This is a genomic window from Telluria sp. LT2P80 (assembly GCF_059685955.1).
Genome location: NZ_JCASIO010000001.1, coordinates 396,960 through 419,998, shown reverse-complemented (window position 1 = coordinate 419,998; position 23,039 = coordinate 396,960). Strand labels below are relative to the sequence as shown.

At 65.1% G+C, this 23,039-nt stretch carries 18 protein-coding genes and 1 pseudogene; 16 read left to right on the top strand and 3 right to left on the bottom strand.

All coding sequences use genetic code 11. The features are described from left to right. Positions 1-45: 45 nt before the first annotated feature. Positions 46-939, bottom strand: a pseudogene (locus AC56LW_RS01890) (IS1595 family transposase); the annotation flags it as partial. Between the two features lie 102 nt (positions 940-1,041). Beyond that, positions 1,042-2,016 (bottom strand): IS1595 family transposase, encoded by a 975-nt coding sequence (locus AC56LW_RS01885; protein WP_499631077.1) that lies wholly within the window; start codon positions 2,014-2,016, stop codon positions 1,042-1,044. Positions 2,017-2,220: 204 nt separating this feature from the next. Here AC56LW_RS01885 and pssA point away from each other — a divergent pair, with 204 nt between their 5' ends. Together pssA and AC56LW_RS01875 are read left to right on the top strand one after the other, a co-directional pair. Then, positions 2,221-3,087 carry a CDP-diacylglycerol--serine O-phosphatidyltransferase gene (gene pssA, locus AC56LW_RS01880; protein WP_332531001.1) on the top strand — a complete coding sequence of 289 codons (867 nt, stop codon included), beginning with the start codon at positions 2,221-2,223 and terminating at the stop codon, positions 3,085-3,087. An 18-nt stretch (positions 3,088-3,105) separates the two neighbouring features. After that, on the top strand, positions 3,106-3,996 hold the full coding sequence (locus AC56LW_RS01875) for an alpha/beta hydrolase (RefSeq protein WP_499631073.1): 891 nt from the start codon (positions 3,106-3,108) through the stop codon (positions 3,994-3,996). Positions 3,997-4,017: 21 nt separating this feature from the next. On the opposite strand, the gene bamE is transcribed toward AC56LW_RS01875, so the two are convergent. Next, complete coding sequence (gene bamE / locus AC56LW_RS01870; protein WP_332531166.1) at positions 4,018-4,509, bottom strand: outer membrane protein assembly factor BamE domain-containing protein; 492 nt, start codon at positions 4,507-4,509, stop codon at positions 4,018-4,020. A gap of 163 nt (positions 4,510-4,672) precedes the next feature. Between bamE and rpsO the strand changes: the two genes are divergently transcribed. The 14 genes from rpsO to AC56LW_RS01800 all read left to right on the top strand — a co-directional run bounded on the left by rpsO (position 4,673) and on the right by AC56LW_RS01800 (position 23,038). After that, on the top strand, positions 4,673-4,942 hold the full coding sequence (gene rpsO, locus AC56LW_RS01865) for a 30S ribosomal protein S15 (RefSeq protein WP_183555352.1): 270 nt from the start codon (positions 4,673-4,675) through the stop codon (positions 4,940-4,942). A gap of 178 nt (positions 4,943-5,120) precedes the next feature. Beyond that, on the top strand, positions 5,121-7,223 hold the full coding sequence (pnp, locus tag AC56LW_RS01860) for a polyribonucleotide nucleotidyltransferase (protein ID WP_499631069.1): 2,103 nt from the start codon (positions 5,121-5,123) through the stop codon (positions 7,221-7,223). A 181-nt stretch (positions 7,224-7,404) separates the two neighbouring features. After that, on the top strand, positions 7,405-8,598 hold the full coding sequence (locus AC56LW_RS01855; RefSeq protein WP_499631066.1) for a DUF1444 domain-containing protein: 1,194 nt from the start codon (positions 7,405-7,407) through the stop codon (positions 8,596-8,598). Positions 8,599-8,849: 251 nt separating this feature from the next. Continuing rightward, a complete protein-coding gene (locus AC56LW_RS01850; RefSeq protein ID WP_499631063.1) occupies positions 8,850-10,727 on the top strand; it encodes an ABC transporter ATP-binding protein/permease in 1,878 nt (625 codons plus the stop codon). Positions 10,728-10,856: 129 nt separating this feature from the next. After that, positions 10,857-11,213 carry a hypothetical protein gene (locus AC56LW_RS01845; RefSeq protein ID WP_332531006.1) on the top strand — a complete coding sequence of 119 codons (357 nt, stop codon included), beginning with the start codon at positions 10,857-10,859 and terminating at the stop codon, positions 11,211-11,213. Positions 11,214-11,295: 82 nt separating this feature from the next. After that, entirely contained in the window at positions 11,296-12,576 is a 1,281-nt protein-coding gene (locus AC56LW_RS01840; protein WP_499631060.1) for a TolC family protein, read from the top strand. Next, positions 12,573-13,763 carry an efflux RND transporter periplasmic adaptor subunit gene (locus AC56LW_RS01835; protein WP_499631058.1) on the top strand — a complete coding sequence of 397 codons (1,191 nt, stop codon included), beginning with the start codon at positions 12,573-12,575 and terminating at the stop codon, positions 13,761-13,763. The genes AC56LW_RS01840 and AC56LW_RS01835 overlap by 4 nt, the downstream gene beginning before the upstream one ends. After that, positions 13,753-16,929, top strand: coding sequence for an efflux RND transporter permease subunit (locus AC56LW_RS01830; protein ID WP_499631056.1), 3,177 nt, complete (start codon positions 13,753-13,755; stop codon positions 16,927-16,929). Before AC56LW_RS01835 ends, AC56LW_RS01830 begins: the two co-directional genes overlap by 11 nt. A 127-nt stretch (positions 16,930-17,056) precedes the next feature. Then, a complete protein-coding gene (locus tag AC56LW_RS01825) occupies positions 17,057-17,923 on the top strand; it encodes an STAS domain-containing protein (RefSeq protein WP_499631054.1) in 867 nt (288 codons plus the stop codon). 10 nt (positions 17,924-17,933) lie between these two features. After that, positions 17,934-18,290 carry an STAS domain-containing protein gene (locus AC56LW_RS01820; RefSeq protein WP_183555342.1) on the top strand — a complete coding sequence of 119 codons (357 nt, stop codon included), beginning with the start codon at positions 17,934-17,936 and terminating at the stop codon, positions 18,288-18,290. Beyond that, positions 18,290-18,757: an anti-sigma regulatory factor gene (locus tag AC56LW_RS01815; protein WP_332531010.1), complete on the top strand. Its 468-nt coding sequence runs from the start codon at positions 18,290-18,292 to the stop codon at positions 18,755-18,757. The genes AC56LW_RS01820 and AC56LW_RS01815 overlap by 1 nt, the downstream gene beginning before the upstream one ends. Next, entirely contained in the window at positions 18,745-19,773 is a 1,029-nt protein-coding gene (locus AC56LW_RS01810; protein WP_499631052.1) for an ATP-binding SpoIIE family protein phosphatase, read from the top strand. The genes AC56LW_RS01815 and AC56LW_RS01810 overlap by 13 nt, the downstream gene beginning before the upstream one ends. After that, positions 19,770-21,146, top strand: coding sequence for an ATP-binding protein (locus tag AC56LW_RS01805; RefSeq protein WP_499631050.1), 1,377 nt, complete (start codon positions 19,770-19,772; stop codon positions 21,144-21,146). Before AC56LW_RS01810 ends, AC56LW_RS01805 begins: the two co-directional genes overlap by 4 nt. Then, positions 21,143-23,038 carry an ATP-binding response regulator gene (locus AC56LW_RS01800; RefSeq protein ID WP_499631048.1) on the top strand — a complete coding sequence of 632 codons (1,896 nt, stop codon included), beginning with the start codon at positions 21,143-21,145 and terminating at the stop codon, positions 23,036-23,038. The genes AC56LW_RS01805 and AC56LW_RS01800 overlap by 4 nt, the downstream gene beginning before the upstream one ends. Position 23,039: the final 1 nt, after the last annotated feature.

Here is a 23,039-nt window from a genome sequence, read left to right as displayed (position 1 = left end):
AAACAATTGTTCTGCTGAACTGACCCTCCCGCCATCCAGTGCTCAGCGCCACCCAAGGTAGTTGGGCAAATAGCGCGATGCCACCCCGCGAAAGCCCAGTAGCCAGGCCTTGAAGCGCCCGTGGTACGCGTTCACGTTCTGTACGTGGATGGCGCGGCTACCCGAATGCCTGACGCGAACGCCGGCGCGCAGGTTAACCGTCTCGTGCGCAATCCTGTGCTTGCGTGCAAAGGCGCGGTACGCGGCGTGGCTGTCGCTGACCAAGAGTGCCTGCGGATCAAGTCTGGGCAGCAAATCGCGTTCGAGTTGCGCGGCCGTCAGTGCGCCACGGCCAGTGACGGCATCGATGGTGCGGCCATTCCGGTCGCGCGCCACCAGGATGCAATCGAGGTGGCGGGAAATGCCACGTTTGGGGGCGTGGCCGCCCCGTCGGCGTGGCGGCCGGTCGAGCGTGCGTGATCCTTTTTGCGATTCGAGCAGGAATGTCTCATCGGCCTCCACGATGCCATTGAGCGATAGAGGCCGGTCGAGCTTGACCCAATCGAGAAAGCGGTGGCGCCACCGGAATGCCGTGTTGCGGTGCACCCCGATCCGGTCTGCGCCCTTGCGTACGGACAGAGAATCGAGCAACACCTGCGAATACGCGAGCCATTTGGCCTTGTGCCTGAGTCGCGCCAGCGGCGTGCCGCTCAGGTCGTTGAAAGTGCGGCCACAGGCGCAACAGCGAAAGCGCTGCAGGTCGTTGGCGTATCCGTGGCGATTGCAGCGTTCGTTGCCACAGCTGGGGCAGCAGCGCGCTGGCGCTCTTGCCTGCGCGATCAGCGCGACCACCTGGTCGAGGCCGGCTGCGGGACGCAGGGCGTCGAGCACCTGACGGCGCTGTGGCTGATTTAGCGCTGACAGCTTGGCAAACCAGTTCTTGAAACGGGGCGCTTTCATGAGCGATTCCTGACGCTGGGGACCGGCGTTGGACCACGAAACCGCTCATCAGTTCACCGCTTTGCTCTATTTAACGTTGACTGCGCCTCAAGTAAGGCGCAGTCAGCGTTGTCTGTTGATGACGCTGATTGCGATGCAAAACAATTGTTCTGCTGAACTGACCCGCCCGCCATCCAGTGCCCAGCGCCACCCAAGGTAGTTGGGCAAATAGCGCGATGCCACCCCGCGAAAGCCCAGTAGCCAGGCCTTGAAGCGCCCGTGGTACGCGTTCACGTTCTGTACGTGGATGGCGCGGCTACCCGAATGCCTGACGCGCACGCCAGCGTGCAGATTGACTGTCTCGTGCGCAATCCTGTGCATGCGTGCAAAGGCCCGGTATGCAGCGTGGCTGTCGCTGACCAGGAGCGCCTGCGGATCAAGTCTGGGCAGCAAATAGCGTTCGAGTTGCGCGGCCGTCAGTGCGCCACGGCCGGTGACGGCATCGATGGTGCGGCCATTCCGGTCGCGCGCCACCAGGATGCAATCGAGGTGGCGGGAAATGCCACGTTTGGGGGCGTGGCCGCCCCGTCGGCGTGGCGGCCGGTCGAGCGTGCGTGATCCTTTTTGCGATTCGAGCAGGAATGTCTCATCGGCCTCCACGATGCCATTGAGCGATAGGGGCCGGTCGAGCTTGACCCAATCGAGAAAGCGGTGGCGCCACCGGAATGCCGTGTTGCGGTGCACCCCGATCCGGTCTGCGCCCTTGCGTACGTACAGAGAATCGAGCAACACCTGCGAATACGCGAGCCATTTGGCCTTGTGCCTGAGTCGCGCCAGCGGCGTGCCGCTCAGGTCGTTGAAAGTGCGGCCACAGGCGCAACAGCGAAAGCGCTGCAGGTCGTTGGCGTATCCGTGGCGATTGCAGCATTCGTTGCCACAGCTGGGGCAGCAGCGCGCTGGCGCTCTGGTCTGCGCGATCAGCGCGACCACCTGGTCGAGGCCGGCTGCGGGATGCAGGGCGTCGAGCACTTGGCGGCGCTGTGGCTGATTTAGCGCTGACAGCTTGGCAAACCAGTTCTTGAAACGGGGCGCTTTCATGAGCGATTCCTGACGCTGGGGACCGGCGTTGGACCACGAAACCGCTCATCAGTTCATGGCTTGGCTCTATTTAACGTTGACTGCGCCTTCAAGTAGGCGCCATGCAATTGCCAGCTGGGTTAGCGTAGTGTTTCGCTAACACGGGTCCCGCCTCTATAATGGCTGGGAACAGTCGCTCGGCGGCTCACTTGAATACGATTGCTTATGCCAACTTTTCCACGAAGAAGAAAGCCAGGGACCCCGCCCAAGGGTCCACGATTCTCCCGCCTGAAAAAGCGTTTCGCGCCCCGTACGCAAGCACGCGCGGCCGGTGAGCGCAGCCGCGGCATCTACCTGCTGCCCAATGCCTTTACCACCGCGGCGCTGTTCTGTGGCTTCTACGCCATCGTCATGGCGATGAACCAGCGTTTCGACCAGGCTTGCTGGGCCGTGTTCATCGCAATGATCCTCGACGGCCTGGACGGGCGCATCGCGCGCCTGACCAATACCCAATCCGAATTCGGCGCCCAGTACGACAGCCTGGCCGACATGGTCTCGTTCGGCGCTGCGCCGGCGCTGGTAATGTACGAATGGTCGCTCAACGGCCTTGGCAAGGTCGGCTGGGTCGCCGCCTTCATCTATTGCGCCTGCGCCGCCTTGCGCCTGGCACGCTTCAATACCAATATCGAAGTGGTCGACAAGCGCTTCTTCCAGGGCTTGCCCAGCCCGGCGGCGGCGGCGCTCGTGATCGGCTTCATCATGATGATGATCGATCCCGATATCAGCGTCATCCCGCGCAAGGTCGAGTGGGTGTCGTGGGGCATCACGGTCTTCGCCGGCCTGACGATGGTGTCCAACGTGCCGTTCTACAGCTTCAAGGACATCAACTTCCGCAAGTCGGTGCCGTTCATCGCCGTGTTCCTGATTGCACTGGTGCTGGCGCTGCTGGCGATCGATCCGCCCAAGGTACTGTGGCCGATCTTCGTGATCTACGGCCTGTCGGGTTACGCCGTGTATGTGTGGCAGCGTGCAAAGGGCAAGCGGGTCAGCATCATCCCGCTCGACGACGCCGACGACGACCTCCACCGCTGATCACAGGCTGCCTGAACCATGAGAGCTCCTTACTTTGCCGCCTGCGCCGCCACCGTCCTGCTGCTGTCAGGACTCCTTGCGGCCTGCTCGCCGCTGTCGCTGGTCAATGCGGTCTCGCCAAGCGGCGCCACGCGCACGGTGGCCTCGGCCGCCTACGGCACCAATCCGCGCCACGTACTCGACATCTACCGCCCTGAAAACTGGACCGGCCCGGCGCCCGTCATCGTGTTCTACTACGGTGGCAACTGGGTCAATGGCGAGCGGGGCGACTATGCCTTCGTCGGCCGCGCGCTGGCGGCGCGTGGTTTCGTCGTAGTCATTCCCGACTACCGCCTGTACCCGCAGGTACGCTATCCGGACTTCCTGACCGACAGCGCCGAAGCGCTGGCCTGGACATCGCGCCGCATCAAGGCCTATGGCGGCGATCCGAAGCGCATCTATGCGATGGGCCACAGTGCCGGCGCCTACAACGCGGCAATGCTGGCGCTCGACCCGCGCTGGTTGCGGGCGCAGGGCACGGCCCCGAGCATCCTGCGTGGCTGGATCGGCATGGCCGGCCCGTACAACTTCCTGCCCGTCGAAAATGAAACGACGCGCCCGGTCTTTCTGTACCCGGATACGCCGCGCGATTCGCAGCCGATCAACCACGTGACGGTCAATGCGCCGCCTGCGCTGTTGATCGCGGCGCGCAACGATTCGACAGTCGACCCGGAGCGCAACACGGGCGCGCTGGCGGACCGGCTGCGTGCGACGGGTGTGCCGGTGCGCGAAGTGAGCTTTACTGGCGTGAACCACGTCACGCTGCTCGCAACGCTATCGAGCTCGCTGCGCCGCCTGGCGCCGTCGCTCGACGCGATCGAAGACTTCGTGCACAGCGACGGCGGGCGCAAGCTGCCACCCGCGCGCTAGGCGTTTTTCATGCAGCAGCCCCTACCAGGGGCTGCGTTCCCTTGGCTCGTACATCGGGTCCGGGCCGTTCATCATCTGGCGCACGACGCCCTGTTCGTCGAAGTGAACGTGCATCATCGAGTTCCAGACACCAGCCTCCTTGTAGCGATACGACCACACCTCGTAGTTCTGCATCGCCACGCGCGAGCGTTCGGCAGGGCGCCCGATCGTGCGCAATACCTGCTCCTTGGTGGCCTGGTCGACCTTGAGCGTGGCAAATTTTTCGCCAGTCAGCACCTGCTCGTAGGCCGTCAGGCGCCCATCGGAACCAAGGCGTGCCATCCACGTGTACTGGCCCATCGGCCCCGTCGCGTATTCGAGCGAGCGCGCCGCGCCATCGGGATCGACATAGATGGACGTCGGCTTGCCAAGCTTGGCCTGGACCACATCGGCTGTTTCGCCCGGCAGCGGGGCAGGGCGGGTGGCGCACGCCGCCAGCAGCAGCGTGGCGGCCAGCGTTGTTATTTTCATCATTGGGTGCATTATTTTGTCCTTTACGTGGCGGCAGGGCAGGCAAACGCTGGTGGGTACCCGCGATTTGCACTATACTTGCCGGTCTGTCCGAATCCGGGCAGGCATTCAATCAATCACGGTGCGCTGGGTTCCGACTCTTGCACCGCATGTGAAAGGTAACATCATGACCGTAGAAACTCTGAACAAAGCCGCGATTATCGCGGACAACGCACGCGGCGAAAAAGACACCGGTTCGCCAGAAGTGCAAGTTGCACTGCTGACCGCACGCATCAACGACCTGAACGGCCACTTCAAGGCCCACCAGAAAGATCACCACTCGCGTCGTGGTCTGATCATGATGGTCAACCGTCGTAAGAGCCTGCTGTCGTACCTGAAGAACAAGGATCTGAACCGTTACCGCGACCTGATCGCCAAACTGGGCCTGCGTAAGTAATTCGTTTGCGCCAGACGGTTTAAGTCTGAAGATGCCTGCGCCAGTTCTCTGTCGCGGGCATTTTTCGTTTTTGAGCAGTTTGTTTGTTGTTGCAAGGCTGTTCTGCTCGTGAACGGCCCGTGGTGAGAGGTGAACGACAGCACCTGAAAATCTGTCGGCAAAATGAAAGGGATACCCCATGTTTAACAAAGTTACGAAAACCTTCCAGTACGGTCAACACACTGTCACCCTGGAGACGGGCGAAATCGCGCGCCAGGCAAGCGGCGCCGTCGTGGTGTCGGTCGAAGATACCGTCGTGCTGGCAACCGTGGTCGCACGCAAGGATGCCAAGCCGGGCCAGGACTTCTTCCCGCTGACCGTCGACTACCTCGAGAAAACGTATGCTGCGGGTAAAATCCCGGGCGGTTTCTTCAAGCGCGAAGGCCGTCCTTCCGAAAAAGAAACGCTCACCTCGCGCCTGATCGACCGGCCAATCCGTCCGCTGTTCCCGGAAGGCTACCTGAACGAACTCCAGGTCATCATCCACGTGCTGTCGGTCAACCCTGAAATCGATCCGGACATCCCTGCGATGATCGGCGCGTCGGCCGCCCTGTGCATCGCCGGCATCCCGTTCAGCGGCCCGATCGGCGCCGCGCGCGTCGGCTACGCGAATGGCCAGTACATCCTGAACCCGACCACCACCGAGCTGAAGACCTCGCAGATGGACCTGGTCGTGGCCGGTACCGAAACCGCCGTCCTGATGGTCGAGTCGGAAGCCAAGCAACTGTCCGAAGAAATCATGCTGGGCGCCGTCGTGTTCGGCCATGACCAGATGAAAGTCGTGATCGATGCGATCCACGACCTGGTCGCCGAAGGCGGCAAGCCGGAAGTCGAATGGGCGCCAGCGCCAAAGAACGAAGAACTGATCGCCCGTATCGGCGAACTGGCCGGCGCGAAAGTGCGCGATGCGTACCAGACCCGCGAAAAATCGGCGCGTCAGCAAAAACTGAAGTCGCTGTCGTCCGAAGTGATGGCTGACCTGAACGCCGCTGGCGTGACGGCAGATGCTGGCGACGTCGGCAACATCCTGTTCGACATGGAAGCCAAGGTCGTGCGTTCGCAGATCCTGGAAGGCGAGCCACGCATCGACGGTCGCGATACCCGCACCGTGCGTCCGATCTCGATCCGTTCGAGCGTCCTGCCACGCACCCACGGTTCGGCCCTGTTCACCCGCGGTGAAACGCAGGCGCTGGTCGTTGCCACGCTGGGCACCGCCCGCGACAGCCAGAAGATCGACGCGCTGATGGGCGAGTACACCGACTCGTTCATGATGCACTACAACATGCCTCCGTTCGCCACCGGCGAAACCGGCCGCGTCGGTACGCCGAAGCGCCGCGAAGTCGGCCACGGCCGTCTGGCCAAGCGCGCGCTGATCGCTGCGCTGCCGGATCCGGAAGACTTCAGCTACTCGGTGCGCCTGGTCTCGGAAATCACCGAGTCGAACGGTTCGTCGTCGATGGCTTCGGTCTGCGGCGGCTGCCTGGCACTGATGGACGCCGGCGTGCCGATGAAATCGCACGTGGCCGGTATCGCCATGGGCCTGATCAAGGAAGGCGGCAAGTTCGCCGTGCTCTCGGACATCCTGGGCGATGAAGATCACCTGGGCGACATGGACTTCAAGGTGGCCGGTACCGCAGCAGGCATCACCGCGCTGCAGATGGACATCAAGATCCAGGGCATCACCAAGGAAATCATGCAGGTGGCACTGGCGCAAGCCAAAGAAGGCCGTCACCACATCCTGGGCGAAATGCAGAAGGCCATGCCAACCGTGAAAACCGAACTGTCGGACTTCGCGCCACGCCTGATCACCATCCGCATCAATCCAGAGAAGATCCGTGACGTTATCGGCAAGGGCGGCGCTGTCATCCGCGCGCTGACCGAAGAGACCGGCACCCAGATCGACATCAGCGACGAAGGCGTGGTCACGATCGCGTCGGTTGACGCTGCTGCCGGCCAGGAAGCCAAGCGCCGCATCGAAGAGCTGACCGCATCGGTCGAAGTGGGCAAGACCTACGACGGCACCGTGCTGAAACTGCTGGACTTCGGCGCGATCGTGCAAGTCATGCCAGGCAAGGATGGCCTGCTGCACATCTCGCAGATCGCCAACGAGCGTGTCAACGCTGTTGCCGACTATCTGAAAGAAGGCCAGCAAGTGCGCGTCAAGGTCCTCGAGACCGACGAGCGCGGTCGTCTGAAGCTGTCGATGAAGGCGGCTGATCCGGTCGAAGGCGCAGCGGTGTAATCACGCTGCAATATGAAAAAACCGCCAGTGCGTGAGCCTGGCGGTTTTTTTACGCCGGTATGCGCGAGAAAACCGGGCGGCGCCGCCTTCTTGACGAAAGGGATCGATGTGCTATGCAAGGCGATTCGACGCCGGCAATCGGGTACGCTACATTCGTGGATCACCACGATCAAGGCGCGCCATGCTGACACTCTTCCAGTTCAAGCCATCCCTGAAAAAGTTCGCACAGGCGCTGATGGCGCATGCGCAGCACAGCAGCTTTGCCCATCCGATGCACTTTGACGCGGACCGGGCCCGCATCCTCACCGGTGCAAACGGCGACCAGATCGTCAATCTCGCCAACCTGCACAAACAATATTGTGATGCTGCGCGCGCCGATCGCCCGCGCTTTCTCGAGATGTGCATGGCCATCTTGCGCGACACCTCGCTTCCGCAGCGCTTCGAGGATGTCAGGGCCAACCTTCTGCCGGCCGTTCGGGCGCGCTCGTACGCCGAGTCGCTACGTCTGTCGGCACGTCTTGCGGGAACGGCATTGGCTGGTACGTCCGCGGCGCCACTTGGCGAGGATGTCGTGACCGTTATTGTCGTCGATGACGCCGATTCGATGAGTATCGTGACTGCAACGCAGCTCGATGCATGGGGGGTGTCGTTTGCGGTGGCATTGGATATGGCGCTCGATCATCTGCGTGGCATGCCGGGTGGCGGATTCGTACGCAACCCTGATGGCGTGATGGTCGGCGACTGGAACGATGCCTACGACTCATCCCGCCTTCTGCTGCCAGACGTGATCCACCGCGCCGGCATCAGCGACCCGGTCGCGATGATTCCCACGCGCGACAGCATCTTGCTGGCCCCGGCTGGAGATCGCCGTGCGTTACTGGCCATGCTTGCCCTGGCCCACACTGCCAGTGAAGAGCAGGGCCGCACGGTATCGGCGGCGATGTACCATTTTCGGAACGGCAGCGCACAAACCCATAACCCTGAAGATGAGGAAGTTGCACGCGGCCTGGCCCAATTGCGCCAACGCTATCTGGCCGAAGACTATGCGGACCAGAAAACACTTCTCGACGATCTGCATGAAAAGCACGACCTCGACTTGTTTGTCGCGAGCTTCATGCTGGCACAAGACAACCATGCGCGCCAGGAATTCAGCCTCTGTACCTGGTCAGAGGGTGTCGATGCGCTGCTTCCCAAGGCAGACAGGATCGCCCTGGTACGCTTCAATGAGCAGGGGGAGGCGCAGCGTGCCGGCACGTACGACTGGGATACGGTGAGTGCGGTCGCGGGGCACCTGATGACACCGGAGCCCGACACCTACCCGATCCGCTACCGCGTAACGCAGTTTCCCGACCTGGCCCTGCTAAAAGTGCATTGACGGCACGCCCGTCGATGGGCTCGCCGCCTTTGATGTTGCGTCCAGCGAGGATTCCATCAAGATAGTGTAGTTATGTCTGTTTCCGCACGGATTACTTGCTGACACAACCGTATGCTGCGTACGTGAACTGGGTAAATACAATTCACAGGTTTGCAGACATTGGCGCCATCGCTGCCGATGCCAGCACGAATCAACGTACCACCGGACGCGTTTTCGTGGTCGGACGCGCCGGGAACAGGCATTGCAGAATCATGACGGACCATACACAGACGCTTGACGAGGGAACGCCACGCGGCATTCCTGGCAATACGAAGAAAAAGCGCAGAGGCCCGCCCTTGTCGGTGGCGGCATGGAAACAGTTCGTCAGCGTCGCCAAGCCGTACTGGCTGGGCGACGAGCGCAAGCTGGCCTGGCTGCTGCTGGCCCTGCTGATCGTGCTGATGCTGGTGGAAACCAAGCTCGCCGTGATGCTCAATGACCAGGCCGGCGAGCTGACGTCGGCGCTGGCCGGCAAGGACCGAAACCGCTTCTGGGGCGCGGTCCAGGCTTGCCTGATCGTGCTGGCGTTTGCCGTGCCGATCTACGCGTTCTACTACTATATGCGCGACCTGTTCGCGAACAAGTGGCGGCGCTGGCTGACGCGACGCTTTCTCGATGGCTACGTGGGCGGCCGCAAATACTATGAGCTGGGCTCGAACCAGGAGATCGACAACCCGGACCAGCGTATCTGCGAGGATGTGAACACGTTCACCGGCCGCTCGGTCCACTTCATGCTGATCTTCCTGGGTTCGCTGATGCAGCTGGTGGCGTTCAGCGCCGTGCTGTGGTCGATCTCGCACGTGCTGGTGGCCGTCCTGGTGGGTTACGCGCTGCTGGGCACAATCATCGCACTGGTGGTGTTCGGCAATCCGCTCATTCACCTGAACTTCTGGCAGTTGCGGCGCGAAGCCGATTTTCGTTTCAGCCTGATCCGGCTGCGCGAGAATGCTGAGTCGATCGCCTTCTATGGAGGCGAAGCGCAGGAACGCGCGCACATCGACAGCAAATTCAACAAGGTCATCCATAATTTTTCGCGCCTGATCAAGAAGCAGCGCGCGCTCAATCTGTTCCAGCGCACCTTCAGTCAGCTCACACTCGTGCTGCCATTCGTGATCCTGGCCGATGCCGTCCTGTCGGGCGAGCTCGAAGTGGGCCGTGCGGTGCAGGCGGCCGGCGCGTTCACGGCGGTGCTGGCAGCGGTGGGCGTCATCGTCGACAACTTCGAGAGCCTGAGCCGCTTTGTCGCGGGCATCGGCCGGCTGCAGACCCTGTCGATGCATGTGATGCCCGAGCCGCCGGCCGGCAATCCGTGCGACACGCAGGCCCGCATCACGCGCACCCCTGGCGACCATCTGGCACTTGAATCACTGACCTTGTGCCCGCCGCAGTCCGACCGCGTGCTGATCAAGGACCTGACGCTGTCCCTGAAGCCGGGCGACGCGCTGCTGATCAACGGCGACAGCGGCTGCGGCAAGAGCTCGCTGCTGCGCGCCATTGCCGGGCTCTGGCACAAGGGCAGCGGGGTAATTCATCATCCGCCGCGCGAGGATTTCTTCTTCCTGCCGCAGCAGCCGTATCTGCAGCCGGGCACGCTGCGTAGCCAGCTCATCTATCCAAGCACCCGCACGTCGCTGAGCGACGCGCAGCTGACCGACATCCTCGAGCAGGTGCACCTGCCGTACCTGGCCGGACGCGTCGGGGGCCTGGACGCCGTCCTCGACTGGGAAAAGCTGCTGTCGATCGGCGAGCAGCAGCGCCTGGCATTTGGCCGCGTGCTGGTGCACGAGCCAGCCATCGTGATCCTGGACGAAGCCACCAGCGCGCTCGACAGTGCCAACGAATCGTCGCTGTACAAGCGCCTGCGCGACAAGGGCACGACGCTGGTGAGCGTCGCGCACCGCGCCGGCGTGCTGCGTCACCATACGCACGTGTTGTGGCTGACGGGCGACGGCGGCTGGGAAGTGCATGCCGCGGCCGATTATCAGTTCGATGTGCCGGTGCCTGCGCGCAGCGGTGCACAGGAAGCGCAGCCTGTTCCGCAGTCAGCGCAACCTGTACCGCAGTCGCGTGCGAGCGTGCTGGTCGGTTAAGCGGACCCTGCCTGTAACGCGTATGGCGCGGCGCGACGATAATCCTTGACCCTCCAGCCGCTACAGGGTATTTAATGGCATCTGGCGCGCGATCATCCGGTCGCGCGCCATTCGACAACGACCGATCCGATGCGCCGTCTTTTCCTCATCCTGCTGCTGTTCGCCATGCCCTTCCAGGCCGCCTGGGCGGCGGGTGCTGCCTATTGCACGCACAATGAAAAGACGATGCACCCGGGCCACCACACCCACAAGCATTCGTCCTCGACCGCGAGCGCGTCATCGACTGCCACCCAGGATGACGCCAGCCCGGCCGACCCGTGCAACGACTGCGACGCCTGCCATCATCTGTCGGCCAGCGCAGTCCTGTCGTCGCAACCCAATCTGCCCCTGCCCAAGGGGGCGCCGCACCTGCGCGGCGAAACACGGCGCTACGTCTCGCACGTGCCCGACCTGATCCCGCCACCCGACCGCCTGCTGCGCATCTAGCGCGGCGAACCTCCATCGCCGGCCCGCCACGCGCGGCCGCCCGATTGCCTTCGCCGGACATTCACCCGTTCGGAGCACCATCATGAAACACCGTTTGACACCGCCGCTGGCGGCGTTCGCCATGGCGTGCGCGCTGGCCTCCATTGGCCTGCCACTTGCCGCCCAGGCCGCGCCCATGGCTGCCGCCGTGGCCGTACCCCTGCAGCCCTTGACGCTCGACGCCGCCATCGCGCTGGCCCTGCGTTTGAATCCGACGCTGCGCGCGGCCGGCCAGGAAGTCGCCGCGCAACAGGGCGCACTGACCCAGGCCGGGGCGCGGCCCAATCCCGAGCTCGAGTTGCTGCGCGAGGGCACGCGGGGAGACAGCCGCACGACCACGGCGCTGTTGACCATTCCAGTGGAACTGGGCGGCAAGCGCGCCGCGCGCATCGATGCGGCGCGCCACGAAGGCCAGCTGGCGGCGCTGGCGCTGAACGCCGAGCAGGCGCGCGTGCGCGCCGATGTGATTGCCGCGTTCCACGACGTCGTGTCTGCGCTGGCGCGCGAACGCATGTCGCAGGAACTGGTGAATCTCGCTGGCCGCGCGCTGGATGCCGCCGGCAAGCGGGTCGATGCCGGCACCCTGTCGCCCGTCGAGCAGACCCGCGCCCGTGTGGCGCAGGGCAGCGCGCGCATCGAGGCGCTGCAGGCGGCGCGCGCGCTGGAGGCAGCGCGTATCCAGCTCGCAGCGCTGTGGGCGGGTGACGCGCGCGGACTCGTGGTCGTCGAACCCGACGCTGTCACGCTGCCCGTGCTGCCGCCGCTCGACCGGTTACTGGCACAACTGGACGCCGCACCCGGCATGCGCCAGGCTGGCGCGTACCTGAAGCACCGCCAGGCGCTGGCCCGGCTCGAACAGGCGCGCCGCACGCCGGACGTCAGCGTGATCGTCGGCGCTCAGCGCGAAGGGCCCGATGCCCGCAACCGCACCGTGCTGGGCCTGTCGGTGCCGCTGCCGCTGTTCAATCGCAACGATGGCGCCGTCCTGGATGCGCTGCGCCGCGTCGACAAGGCGCAGGACGAACAGGATGCGCAAGCTGCCCGCCTGCGCGCTGAACTGGGCCAGGCCCATGCGAGACTTGGCACAGCGCTGGCCGAATGCGCGCTGATCGCGACCGACATCCTGCCGGGTGCGCAGGACGCGCAGCGCGCCGCCAGCCGCGGCTTCGAGCTTGGCAAGTTCGGCCTGATCGACGTGCTCGACGCCCAGCGCGTACTCGCGCAATCCACCTACCAATACCTCAATGCCGTCGCCGAGAGCCATCGCGCGCAGGCCGATATCGCACGCCTGCTGGGACAGGCAGCCGTGCAGGAGAACCCATGAACAAGCAGCAAACCCGCATCATCGTCATCATGCTGGCCATCGCGCTGGCGCTTGCCGCCTTTGTCATGCTGCGCGACCGCGCGCAGCCGGCAGGCGCCGAGCATGACGAACACGCCGAACAGGGCGAACACGCCGAAGAAAAAGAAGGAACACACGCCGACGACGGCGTCATTCACTTCACGCCGAACCAGATCACCGTGGCCGGCATCACGGTTGCCACGGCCGGCCCGAAGCACCTGGACACCTTCATCCGCATGCCGGGCCAGATCGCGCTGAACGAAGACCGTACCGCCCACGTCACGCCGCGCGCTGCCGGTTCGGTGCGCGACGTCAGCGCCGACCTGGGCCAGCAGGTACGCAAGGACCAGGTCCTGGCCAGCATCGCCAGCGCCGACATCGCCGGCCAGCGCGGCGCGCTGACGGCGGCGCAAAAGCGCGTGGACTATGCGCGCCGGACCGTGGCGACCGAGCGCACGCTGTGGGAAGAAAAGATCACGGCGCGCCAGGATCTGCTGAAAGCCGAGCAGGAACTGGTCGAGGCCGAAGTCGCGCGCGATACCGTGCGCCAGCAACTGCAGGCGCTGGGCGCCGCGGGTGGCGGCGGCTCGAATCTGCTCGCCATCCGCGCGCCGTTCGACGGCATCATCGTTGAAAAGCACATTACGCTGGGCGAAGTGGTGGGCGCCGATACGCGCGTGTTCACGCTGACCGACCTGTCGACCGTGTGGGCCGACGTGGTGGTGCCGGCACGTGACCTAGACATCGTGCGCGTCGGTACGACCGCCGTGATCCGTTCGATTGCCTCGGATACGACGGCGCCCGGCAAGGTGAGCTTTGTCAGTTCGCTGGTGGGCGAGGCGTCGCGCTCGGCCAAGGCGCGCGTGGTGCTGGCCAATCCGGGCGCCGCGTGGCGGCCAGGCCTGGCCGTGAACGTCGACATCGTGACCGGCTCGAGCGACGTGCCAGTGGCGGTTGCGCGCGAGGCAATCCAGACCGTCGATGCACGGCAGGTGGTCTACAAGCGCGTCAAGGAAGGCTTCATCGCGCAGCCTGTCAGCACCGGCCGCGCGGATGCACGCTTCATCGAGATCACGGCCGGCCTGAATCCGGGCGACACCTACGCCGCCAGCGGCAGCTTCACGGTCAAGGCCGAACAGGGCAAGGGCGAGGCCAGCCATGAACACTGACCTGCAAGCTTCCACCTGGTTCGACCGCCTCATTGCGCTCAGTATCGAGCGCCGCTGGCTGGTGCTGCTGGCCGTGCTGGCAATGGCGGCCATCGGCATCTACAACTACGGCCGCCTGCCGATCGACGCCGTGCCCGACGTGACCAACGTCCAGGTGCAGATCAACACGGCCGCGCCGGGCTACTCGCCCCTCGAGGTCGAGCAGCGCATCACCTATCCGGTCGAGGCGGTGCTGGCCGGCCTGCCGCACCTGGAAACCTACCGCTCGCTGTCGCGCTATGGCCTGTCGCAGGTGACGGTGGTGTTCGACGAGGGGACCGACATCCACTTCGCGCGCCAGCTCGTGAGCCAGCGCCTGCAGGATGCGCGCGAGAACCTGCCGGCCGGCGTGGTGCCGGCGCTGGGGCCGATCGCCACGGGCCTGAGTGAAATCTACCAGTGGACCGTCGAGAGCGAACCCGGTGCGAAGAAGCCCGATGGCACGCCTTACACGCCGACCGACCTGCGCGAGATCCAGGACTGGATCATCAAGCCGCAACTGCGCACGGTGCCGGGCGTCACCGATATCAATTCCATCGGCGGCTTCGACAAGGAATACCTGGTGGCCCCGAACACGGCCACGCTGTCGTCGTACGGGCTGGAACTGATCGACATCGTGCACGCGCTCGAGCGCAACAACAGCAATGTCGGCGCCGGCTACATCGAGCGCGAGGGCGAGCAGTACCTGGTGCGCGCGCCGGGCCAGGCCGCGTCGATGGACGACATCGGCAATATCGTCGTCACCAGCGTCAACGGGATTCCGGTGCGCGTGCGCGACGTCGCCGAAGTGGGCATCGGGCGCGAGCTGCGTACCGGCGCCGCCACGGAGAACGGCGTCGAGGTGGTGCTGGGCACTGTCGTCATGCTGATCGGCGAGAACAGCCGCAAGGTGGCGCAGGCGGTCGACGCGCGCATGCTCGAGATCAACCGTAGCCTGCCGAAGGGCGTCAAGGCGGTCACCGTCTATGACCGCACGGTGCTGGTCGAAAAGGCGATTGCCACTGTGCGCAAGAATCTCGTCGAGGGCGCGATCCTCGTCATCGCCGTGCTGTTTTTCTTTCTGGGGAACCTGCGCGCGGCGCTGCTCACGGCGCTGGTGATCCCGCTGGCGATGCTGTTTACGTTCTCCGGCATGGTCGCCGGCGGCGTCAGCGCCAACCTGCTCAGCCTGGGCGCGCTGGACTTTGGCATCATCGTCGACGGCGCAGTCGTCATCGTCGAAAACTGCGTGCGCCGGCTGGCCGGCGCCCAGCACCGGCTCGGGCGCCTGCTCACCCGCGAAGAGCGCTTTGCCGAAGTCTTCGCCGCCGCGCGCGAGGCCAGGCGGCCCCTGATCTACGGGCAGTTGATCATCATGATCGTGTATCTGCCGATCTTTGCGCTCACCGGCATCGAGGGCAAGATGTTCCACCCGATGGCGTTCACGGTGGTGTTCGCGCTGCTGGGCGCGATGATCCTGTCGGTGACGTTCGTGCCGGCCGCCGTGGCGCTGTTCATCGGCCGCAAGGTCGCCGAAAAGGACAGCCGCGTCATGCTGGCCGCGCGCCGCTGGTACGCGCCGGCGCTCGACTATGCGCTGGCCAACCGCGCCGTGGTGCTGGTGTTTGCCGGCCTGGTGATCGCTCTGGCGGTGCTGATGGCCACGCGCCTGGGCACCGAATTTGCGCCCAATCTCGACGAGGGCGACATGGCCGTGCTGACGGTGCGTGTGCCGGGCACGAGCCTGACCCAGTCGGTCAGGATGCAGCAGCAGATCGAGACGACGCTGATGCGCGAAGTGCCCGAGATCGCGCGCGTGTTCGCCCGCATCGGCACGGCCGAAATCGCGTCCGACCCGATGCCGCCCAGCGTGGCCGACAGCTATATCATTTTCAAGCCTGAGTCCGCGTGGCCCAAGCCAAGACGTTCGCGCGCTGCCGTGCAAGAGGCGATCCGCACGGCGCTCGAACGCCTGCCCGGCAACAGCTACGAATTCAGCCAGCCGATCCAGCTGCGCGTGAACGAACTGATTTCGGGCGTGCGCAGCGACGTCGCCGTCAAGCTGTTCGGCGACGACCTGGGGGTGCTGGAAGCGACCGCTGGCCAGATCGCGGCCAGTCTGCGCACGGTGCCTGGCGCGGCCGAGGTGCAGGTCGAGGCGACGTCCGGCCTGCCGATCCTGCAGATCCGGGTCGACCGCGAGCGCGCCGCGCGCATGGGCCTGAACATCGGCGACGTGCAGGAAATGATCGCGACCGCCACCGCCGGGCGCGTGGCCGGTACCCTGTTCGAAGGTGACCGCCGCTTCGACATCGTGGTGCGTCTGCCGGAAGACAGGCGCTCCGACATCGACGCGCTGCGCCGGCTGCCGGTGGCATTGCCCGGCACGAAGGAGGGAGGACACAGCTTCATCACGCTGGGCGAAATCGCCACTTTCGACGTCGCACCTGGCCCGAACCAGCTCAGTCGCGAAGAAGGCAAGCGCCGCGTGGTCATCACTGCCAACGTGCGCGGGCGCGACATCGGCTCGTTCGTCGCGGCAGCGCAGGCACGCATTGCGCAGGATGTTCGCATTGCGCCCGGCTACTGGACGGCCTGGGGCGGCCAGTTCGAGCACCTGACCGCCGCCGCCGAGCGCCTGCGCCTGATCGTGCCGGCCTCACTGCTGCTGGTATTCGTGCTGCTGTACCTGGTTTTCAACAACCTGCGCGATGGCCTGCTGGTGTTCACCGGGATTCCGTTCGCGCTGGCCGGCGGCGTGGCCGCGCTGTGGGCGCGCGGCATCCCGCTGTCGATGTCGGCGGCGGTGGGCTTCATCGCGCTCTCGGGTGTGGCGGTGCTCAATGGCCTGGTGCTGATCGCGTTCATCCGCAGCCTGCGCGAAGAGGGAGTGGCGCTACCCGATGCAGTGCGCGATGGCGCCCTGGCACGCCTGCGGCCGGTGCTGATGACGGCGCTGGTGGCCTCGCTGGGCTTCGTACCGATGGCGCTGGCGACCGGCACCGGCGCCGAGGTCCAGCGCCCCCTCGCCACCGTGGTCATCGGCGGGGTGTTGTCGTCGACCGTGCTGACGTTATTATTGCTACCCGTGTTGTATGAATGGGCCCACCGTGCAGGCCTGCGCACAGCGCGTAAAAATATCCTCTAGTCAATAGAACAAGGCCGATTGTCTACATCGGAAATGGTATAGTTGGATTTTTACCAGCACTCTGCCACAGCAGCCCGGAATGCGCGGGATATTGTGCGGCGCCACCTATTATTTGAGGACACGACAGATGAGCATGAACGATTATGCGGACCGGATCAGCCAGGCGATTCTTGCAGAAGAATCAGGGATTGGCGCAGAATGGCTCGCCCAGCTGGAGTCGATCACGGTGCGCAGCAGCGGCGCGGCGCGCGAGCAGTTGCGCGCCCATTGCCAGCAGCTGCTGAAGGCGTTCGCAGTCGCGACCCGCAGCGGTGAACTCGAGAACATCGAGCACCGTTCGTGGGACGAAGTGCGCGACCTGCTCAGCGAAATCTCGGCCACCCGCGCCAAGGCCGGCTCCACCCCGGCCGAAACGGCAACGCTCGTGTTCTCGCTCAAGCAGCCGCTGTTCGCGCGCCTGCGCGATGTGTTCGAGACCGATGCCGATGGCCTGGCCATCGCCTCCTGGACCGTCAACACGCTGATCGACAAGCTGGGCCTGTTTACGATCGAAGTGTTCCAGAAAACGAAGGACCAGATCATCGTGCGCCAGCAGCAGGAGCTGCTCGAGCTGTCCACGCCCGTGGTCAAGCTGTGGAACGGCATCCTGGCGCTGCCGCTGATCGGCACCCTCGATTCGGCCCGCACCCAGGTGGTGATGGAAAACATCCTGCAAAAGATCGTCGACACGGGCGCCATGATCGCCATCATCGACATCACCGGCGTGCCGACCGTCGACACGCTCGTGGCCCAGCACCTGATGAAGACCATCGCGGCCGCGCGCCTGATGGGCGCCGACTGCATCATCAGCGGCATCCGCCCGCAGATCGCGCAAACCATCGTGCACCTGGGCGTGAACCTGGAAGACGTGATCACCAAGGCCACGCTGGCCGACGCCTTCCTGGTCGCGCTCGAACGCACCGGCGCGTCGATCATGATCAAGAACGCAGCCTGAGGCGAGTGCTATGGAACGTATCCCGATCCTGCGCATGGGCGACCTGTTGCTGGTGACGATCCAGGTCGACATGCATGACCGCCTGGCGATGCAATTGCAGGACGACCTGACCCAGCGCATCGTCAGCGACAGTGCCAAGGGCGTCCTGATCGACATCTCGGCGCTCGACCTGGTCGACTCCTTCATCGGCCGCATGATCAGCAATACTGCCGCCATGGCGCGCGTGCTCGACGCACGCACCGTGGTGGTGGGCATGCAGCCGGCAGTGGCGATCACGCTGGTCGAACTCGGATTGACCCTGCATGGCGTTCAGACGGCGCTCAATGTCGAGAAGGGCATGGCCCTGCTCGGAAAGAGCTATCGATAATGGTCGACGCGCAAACCCAGACGGTGCTGTTCGAGACACCGCTGCTGGAGCATCGCCGCGCGCAGCGCACCGGCCGCGTGACCTTGCGCCTGCGCTCGGATGAAGACGTGGTGGGCGTGCGCAAGCAGGTGCGCGAACGCGCAGTGGCGATCGGTCTCTCGCTGGTCGACCAGACCAAGCTGGTGACGGCGGCCAGTGAACTGGCACGCAATACCATCAAATACGGCGGCGGCGGCGAGGTGCATCTCGATGCCTTCGACGACGGCGCGCGCCTTGGCATCGGGCTGTTGTTCGTCGACGCCGGCCAGGGCATCCCGAATATCGAGAGCGCACTGCGTGACGGTTTCACCACTGGCGGCGGCCTGGGCCTCGGCCTGGGAGGCTCCAAGCGGCTGGTCGACGAATTCGACATCGACAGCCGTCCGAAGGAGGGCACTGCGGTGCTGATTATCAAATGGAAACGCTGATCAGTTCTCAGTCGTCGCACTTCGTCTTTACCCTCACCCATGCCAGCGATGTCGCGGCCGTGCGCCGCGCCGGCCAGAAGGTCGCCGACTCGCTGGGCTTCAATGAAGTCAAGGCCGGCCAGCTGGCCCTGATCATCACCGAAGCTGCCACCAACATCCTCAAGCACGCCGGCGAAGGCGCCATGCACGTCGGTCCCGCGCAGTCGCCGGCCGGCATCGGCGTGGACGTGCTGGCGCTCGACAAGGGCCCCGGCATCGCCGACATCGACAACTGCCTGCTCGATGGGGTTTCGAGCGCCGGCACCGCCGGCACCGGCCTGGGCGCGCTTTTGCGCCTGTCCGATGAATTCGACGTCTACACGCGGCGCGGCGAGGGCACGGCGTTCTTCATGCGCCTGTGGCGCGACGAACCGGCGCCGCATCCGAGCGGCGTGGAAGTGGGCGCGCTGTGGGCGCCGATCGCCGGCGAAGATGAATGCGGCGACGGCTGGGCCGTCTCGTGCGGCGACGATGGCGCCACCATCCTGGCGTGCGATGGCCTGGGCCACGGCCCGAATGCAGCGGCGGCCACGAATGCGGCGATCGATGCGCTGGCCAAGTGCGGTCCGGTTGGTGCCGGCGAGATGGTGCACGTGGCGCACGACGCATTGCGCGGCACGCGCGGCGCGGCCCTCGCGGCGGCGCGCATCGATTTCTACAAGGACGAACTGAGTTTCGCCGGCGTGGGCAATATCGCCGGCGTCGTGATCGACGACGACCGGCGCGCGCTGGTCTCGCACAATGGCATCGTCGGCGCCAATATGCGCAAGGTACAGGAGTTCGCGGTGCCGTTTCCGGCCGGGGCGCTGTGCATCCTGTGCTCGGACGGCATCCAGACCCAGTGGGATCTGCACAAGTATCCGGGCCTGCACGGGCGCGCGCCGGCGCTGATCGCCGCGGTGCTGATGCGCGACTTCATTCGCGGCCGTGACGACGCGATGGTCGTTGTCGTGCGCCGGGCAGCGAGCCTCCCATGACATCCCTGCGCATCCTCAGCGTTGGCCTGGACAGCGAGCAGGATGTGGTACTGGTGCGCCAGCGTGCGCGCCAGATCTCGGCCATGCTGGGATTGTCGCAGCAGGACCAGGTGCGGGTTGGCACGGCGGTGTCCGAAGTAGCGCGCGGCGCCAGCTACCAGGGCCCCGGCGGGCGCGCCGTGTTCCAGCTGTGTGAACGCGACGGGCGCCAGCATCTCGAAGTCCTGGTCAGCGCCGGGCGGCCCCGCAATGGCCGTGCAGGCGACGCCACGTTTGGCGAAATTGGCCCCGAGTCGCTGCGCGAACTGGCGATCGTCACCGCCCATCGCCTGATGGACGCGTGCGAAGTCGATCCCGGTGAAACCGGCGCGGCCAACGTCACGGTGCGCAAGGCGCTGCCGGCGCACGAGCGCATCACGCCGGCGCGGCTGGCTGAAATCGGCGCGCGCCTGGCCGACAGCCCGGATGCCACCCCGCTGCACGAGCTGCAGATGCAGAACCAGGAGCTGCTGTCGACACTGGCCGAGCTGCGCGAACGCCAGGAAGACCTGATGTCGCTCACGCGCGAGCTGGAAGACACCAACCGCGGCATCGTGGCGCTGTACGCCGAGATCGAGGACAAGGCCGAGCGCCTGCGCCGCGCCGACGAAATGAAGTCGCGCTTCCTGTCCAACACGAGCCACGAACTGCGCACGCCGCTGTCGTCGATCCGCGCGCTGGCCCAGTTGCTGCTCAACCGGATGGACGGCGACCTGACCGAGGAACAGGAGCGCCAGGTGAGCTTCATCGCCACCGCGGCCAACGACTTGTCCGAGCTGGTGAATGACCTGCTCGACCTGGCCAAGATTGAAGCGGGGCGGGTGCAGGTACAGGTCGAGCCAGTGGTGGTCGAGAACCTGTTCCGCGCGCTCAAGGGGATGCTGCGTCCGCTGGTGGACGAGGCGCGCGTCGAACTGGTGTTCGAGCCGTCCGGCGTGAGCGAGCCCCTGTATTCGGACGAAGGCAAGATTTCGCAGATCCTGCGCAACTTCATTTCGAACGCGCTGAAATTCACCGAGCAGGGCTCGGTGCTGGTGTTTGCCGCGCACGATCCCGAGGCGGACACCATTGCATTTGCCGTGGCCGATACCGGCATCGGCATCAGCCACGACAACCTGCAACTCATTTTTGAAGAATTCAGCCAGATCGAGCATCCGCTGCAACGGCGCAGCAAGGGCACCGGTCTCGGTCTGCCCCTGTGCCGCAAGCTGGCCGAACTGCTCGGCGGGCGGGTCGACGTGGCCAGCACCGTCGGTGTCGGTTCGACCTTCACGCTGACCCTGCCGCGCAGCCTGGCGCCGACGCCATCAGCATTTGACACCACAGGATCATGAACTCCCATCCGACCCAGATTCTCAACGTTGACGACAACGACGGCGCGCGCTACGCCAAGACCCGCATCCTGCAAAGCGCCGGCTTCGAGGTGCTGGAAGCGGCCAATGGCACCGACGCGCTGGAAATCGTGCGCAACACGTTGCCGGCGCTGGTGCTGCTCGACGTGAAACTGCCCGACATCAACGGCATCGAAGTGTGCCGCCGCATCAAGGCCGAATCGGACAGCAGCACGGTGCTGGTGCTGCAGACGTCGGCCGCGCTGACGGGCCGCGCCGACAAGATCCGCGGCCTGGAAGGCGGCGCCGACAACTACCTGGCCGCGCCGATCGAGGCCGATGAACTGATCGCCAACGTCAATGCGCTGCTGCGCATGCGCCAGATCCAGGTTGACCTGCGCGACAGTGAAGAGCGCTTCCGCCAGCTGACCGACAATATCGACGACGTGTTCTGGATGTTCTCGGTGCCGGCGCGCGAGGTGGTGTATGTCAGCCCGGCGTATGCCACCGTGTGGGGCCGCAGCGCCGAGGCGCTGGGCGAGCAGCCCGACGACTGGCTCGCGGCCGTGCACCAGGAAGACCGCGCGCGCATGGCGGCGCGCTGGGAACGCGTGGCATTCGAAGCGCATTACGACGACGAGTTCCGCATCGCCGGTGCCGACGGCCAGGTGCGCTGGGTGCGCGACCGCGTGTTCCCGGTGCGCGATGCACGCGGCCAGGTGGTGCGGGTGGCGCGCGTGACCAGCGACATCACGGGCCGGCGCGAGATGGAGGCGCTGCTGCGCGCCGCCGACAGCAACAAAAACCAGTTTTTGGCGACGCTGGCGCACGAGCTGCGCAATCCACTGAGCCCGATCCGCAACGCGGCCGCGCTGCTGGGCGCCATCGGTGAAGGGGCGGCCGAGCGCCAGGCGCATGCACGCGACGTGATCACGCGCCAGGTCGATCACCTGGCGCACCTGGTGGATGACCTGCTGGATGTGGCCCGCATCTCCGAGGGCAAGATCGTGCTGCGCAATGAAGAAGTCGACATCAACGGTGTGATCGCCCAGGCCATCGAGACGGCTGCGCCTTTGATTAACGCGCGCGGGCACCACTTGAGCGTCGAGCAGCCGGACCACCAGATCTGGGTCTCGGGCGACCCGGTGCGCCTGGCCCAGTCGGTCGGCAACCTGCTGCACAACGCCGCCAAGTTCACGCCCACCGGTGGCCAAATTCACCTGGCCGTGCGCGTCACCGACAGTGCGCGCGTGTGCATTTCGGTGCGCGACAACGGTATCGGCATCGCCAAGGACAACCTGCCACGCATCTTCGGCATGTTCACCCAGGTCGAGGTGCCGCCCGACCGCGCGCCGGAGGGCCTGGGTATCGGCCTGTCGCTGGTGTCGCACCTGCTTGAACTGCATGGCGGCCATCTGTCGGCTACCAGCGAGGGCATTGGCCTTGGCAGCACGTTCATGGTCGACCTGCCGCTGCTGCATGTCGGCGCCGGCGCAGACGATGCGACGGCAACGCAACCAACTCCCGAGTCGCAGAGCGGCGGCATGCGCGTGCTGCTGGTGGACGACAACGTCGATGCGATGGAGATGATGGGCTTTTTGCTGGCCGAGATGGGCTACGAGGCGCACACCACGGCCGACGCCAACGAGATCGAAGAGTTGGCCGCGCGCCACGAGCCGCACGTGATCGTGCTCGATATCGGCTTGCCGGGCGTGGATGGCTACCAGGTGGCGCGCCGCATCAAGAGCAATCCGCAACTGGCGCATATCCGCCTGGTGGCGCATACCGGCTACGGCTCGCCGGAAGACCGCCGCCGCGCGCAGGAGGCCGGATTCGATGCGCATCTGGTCAAGCCGGCCGAGTTGTCCGATCTGGAAGCGGCGCTGCGGGGATAAC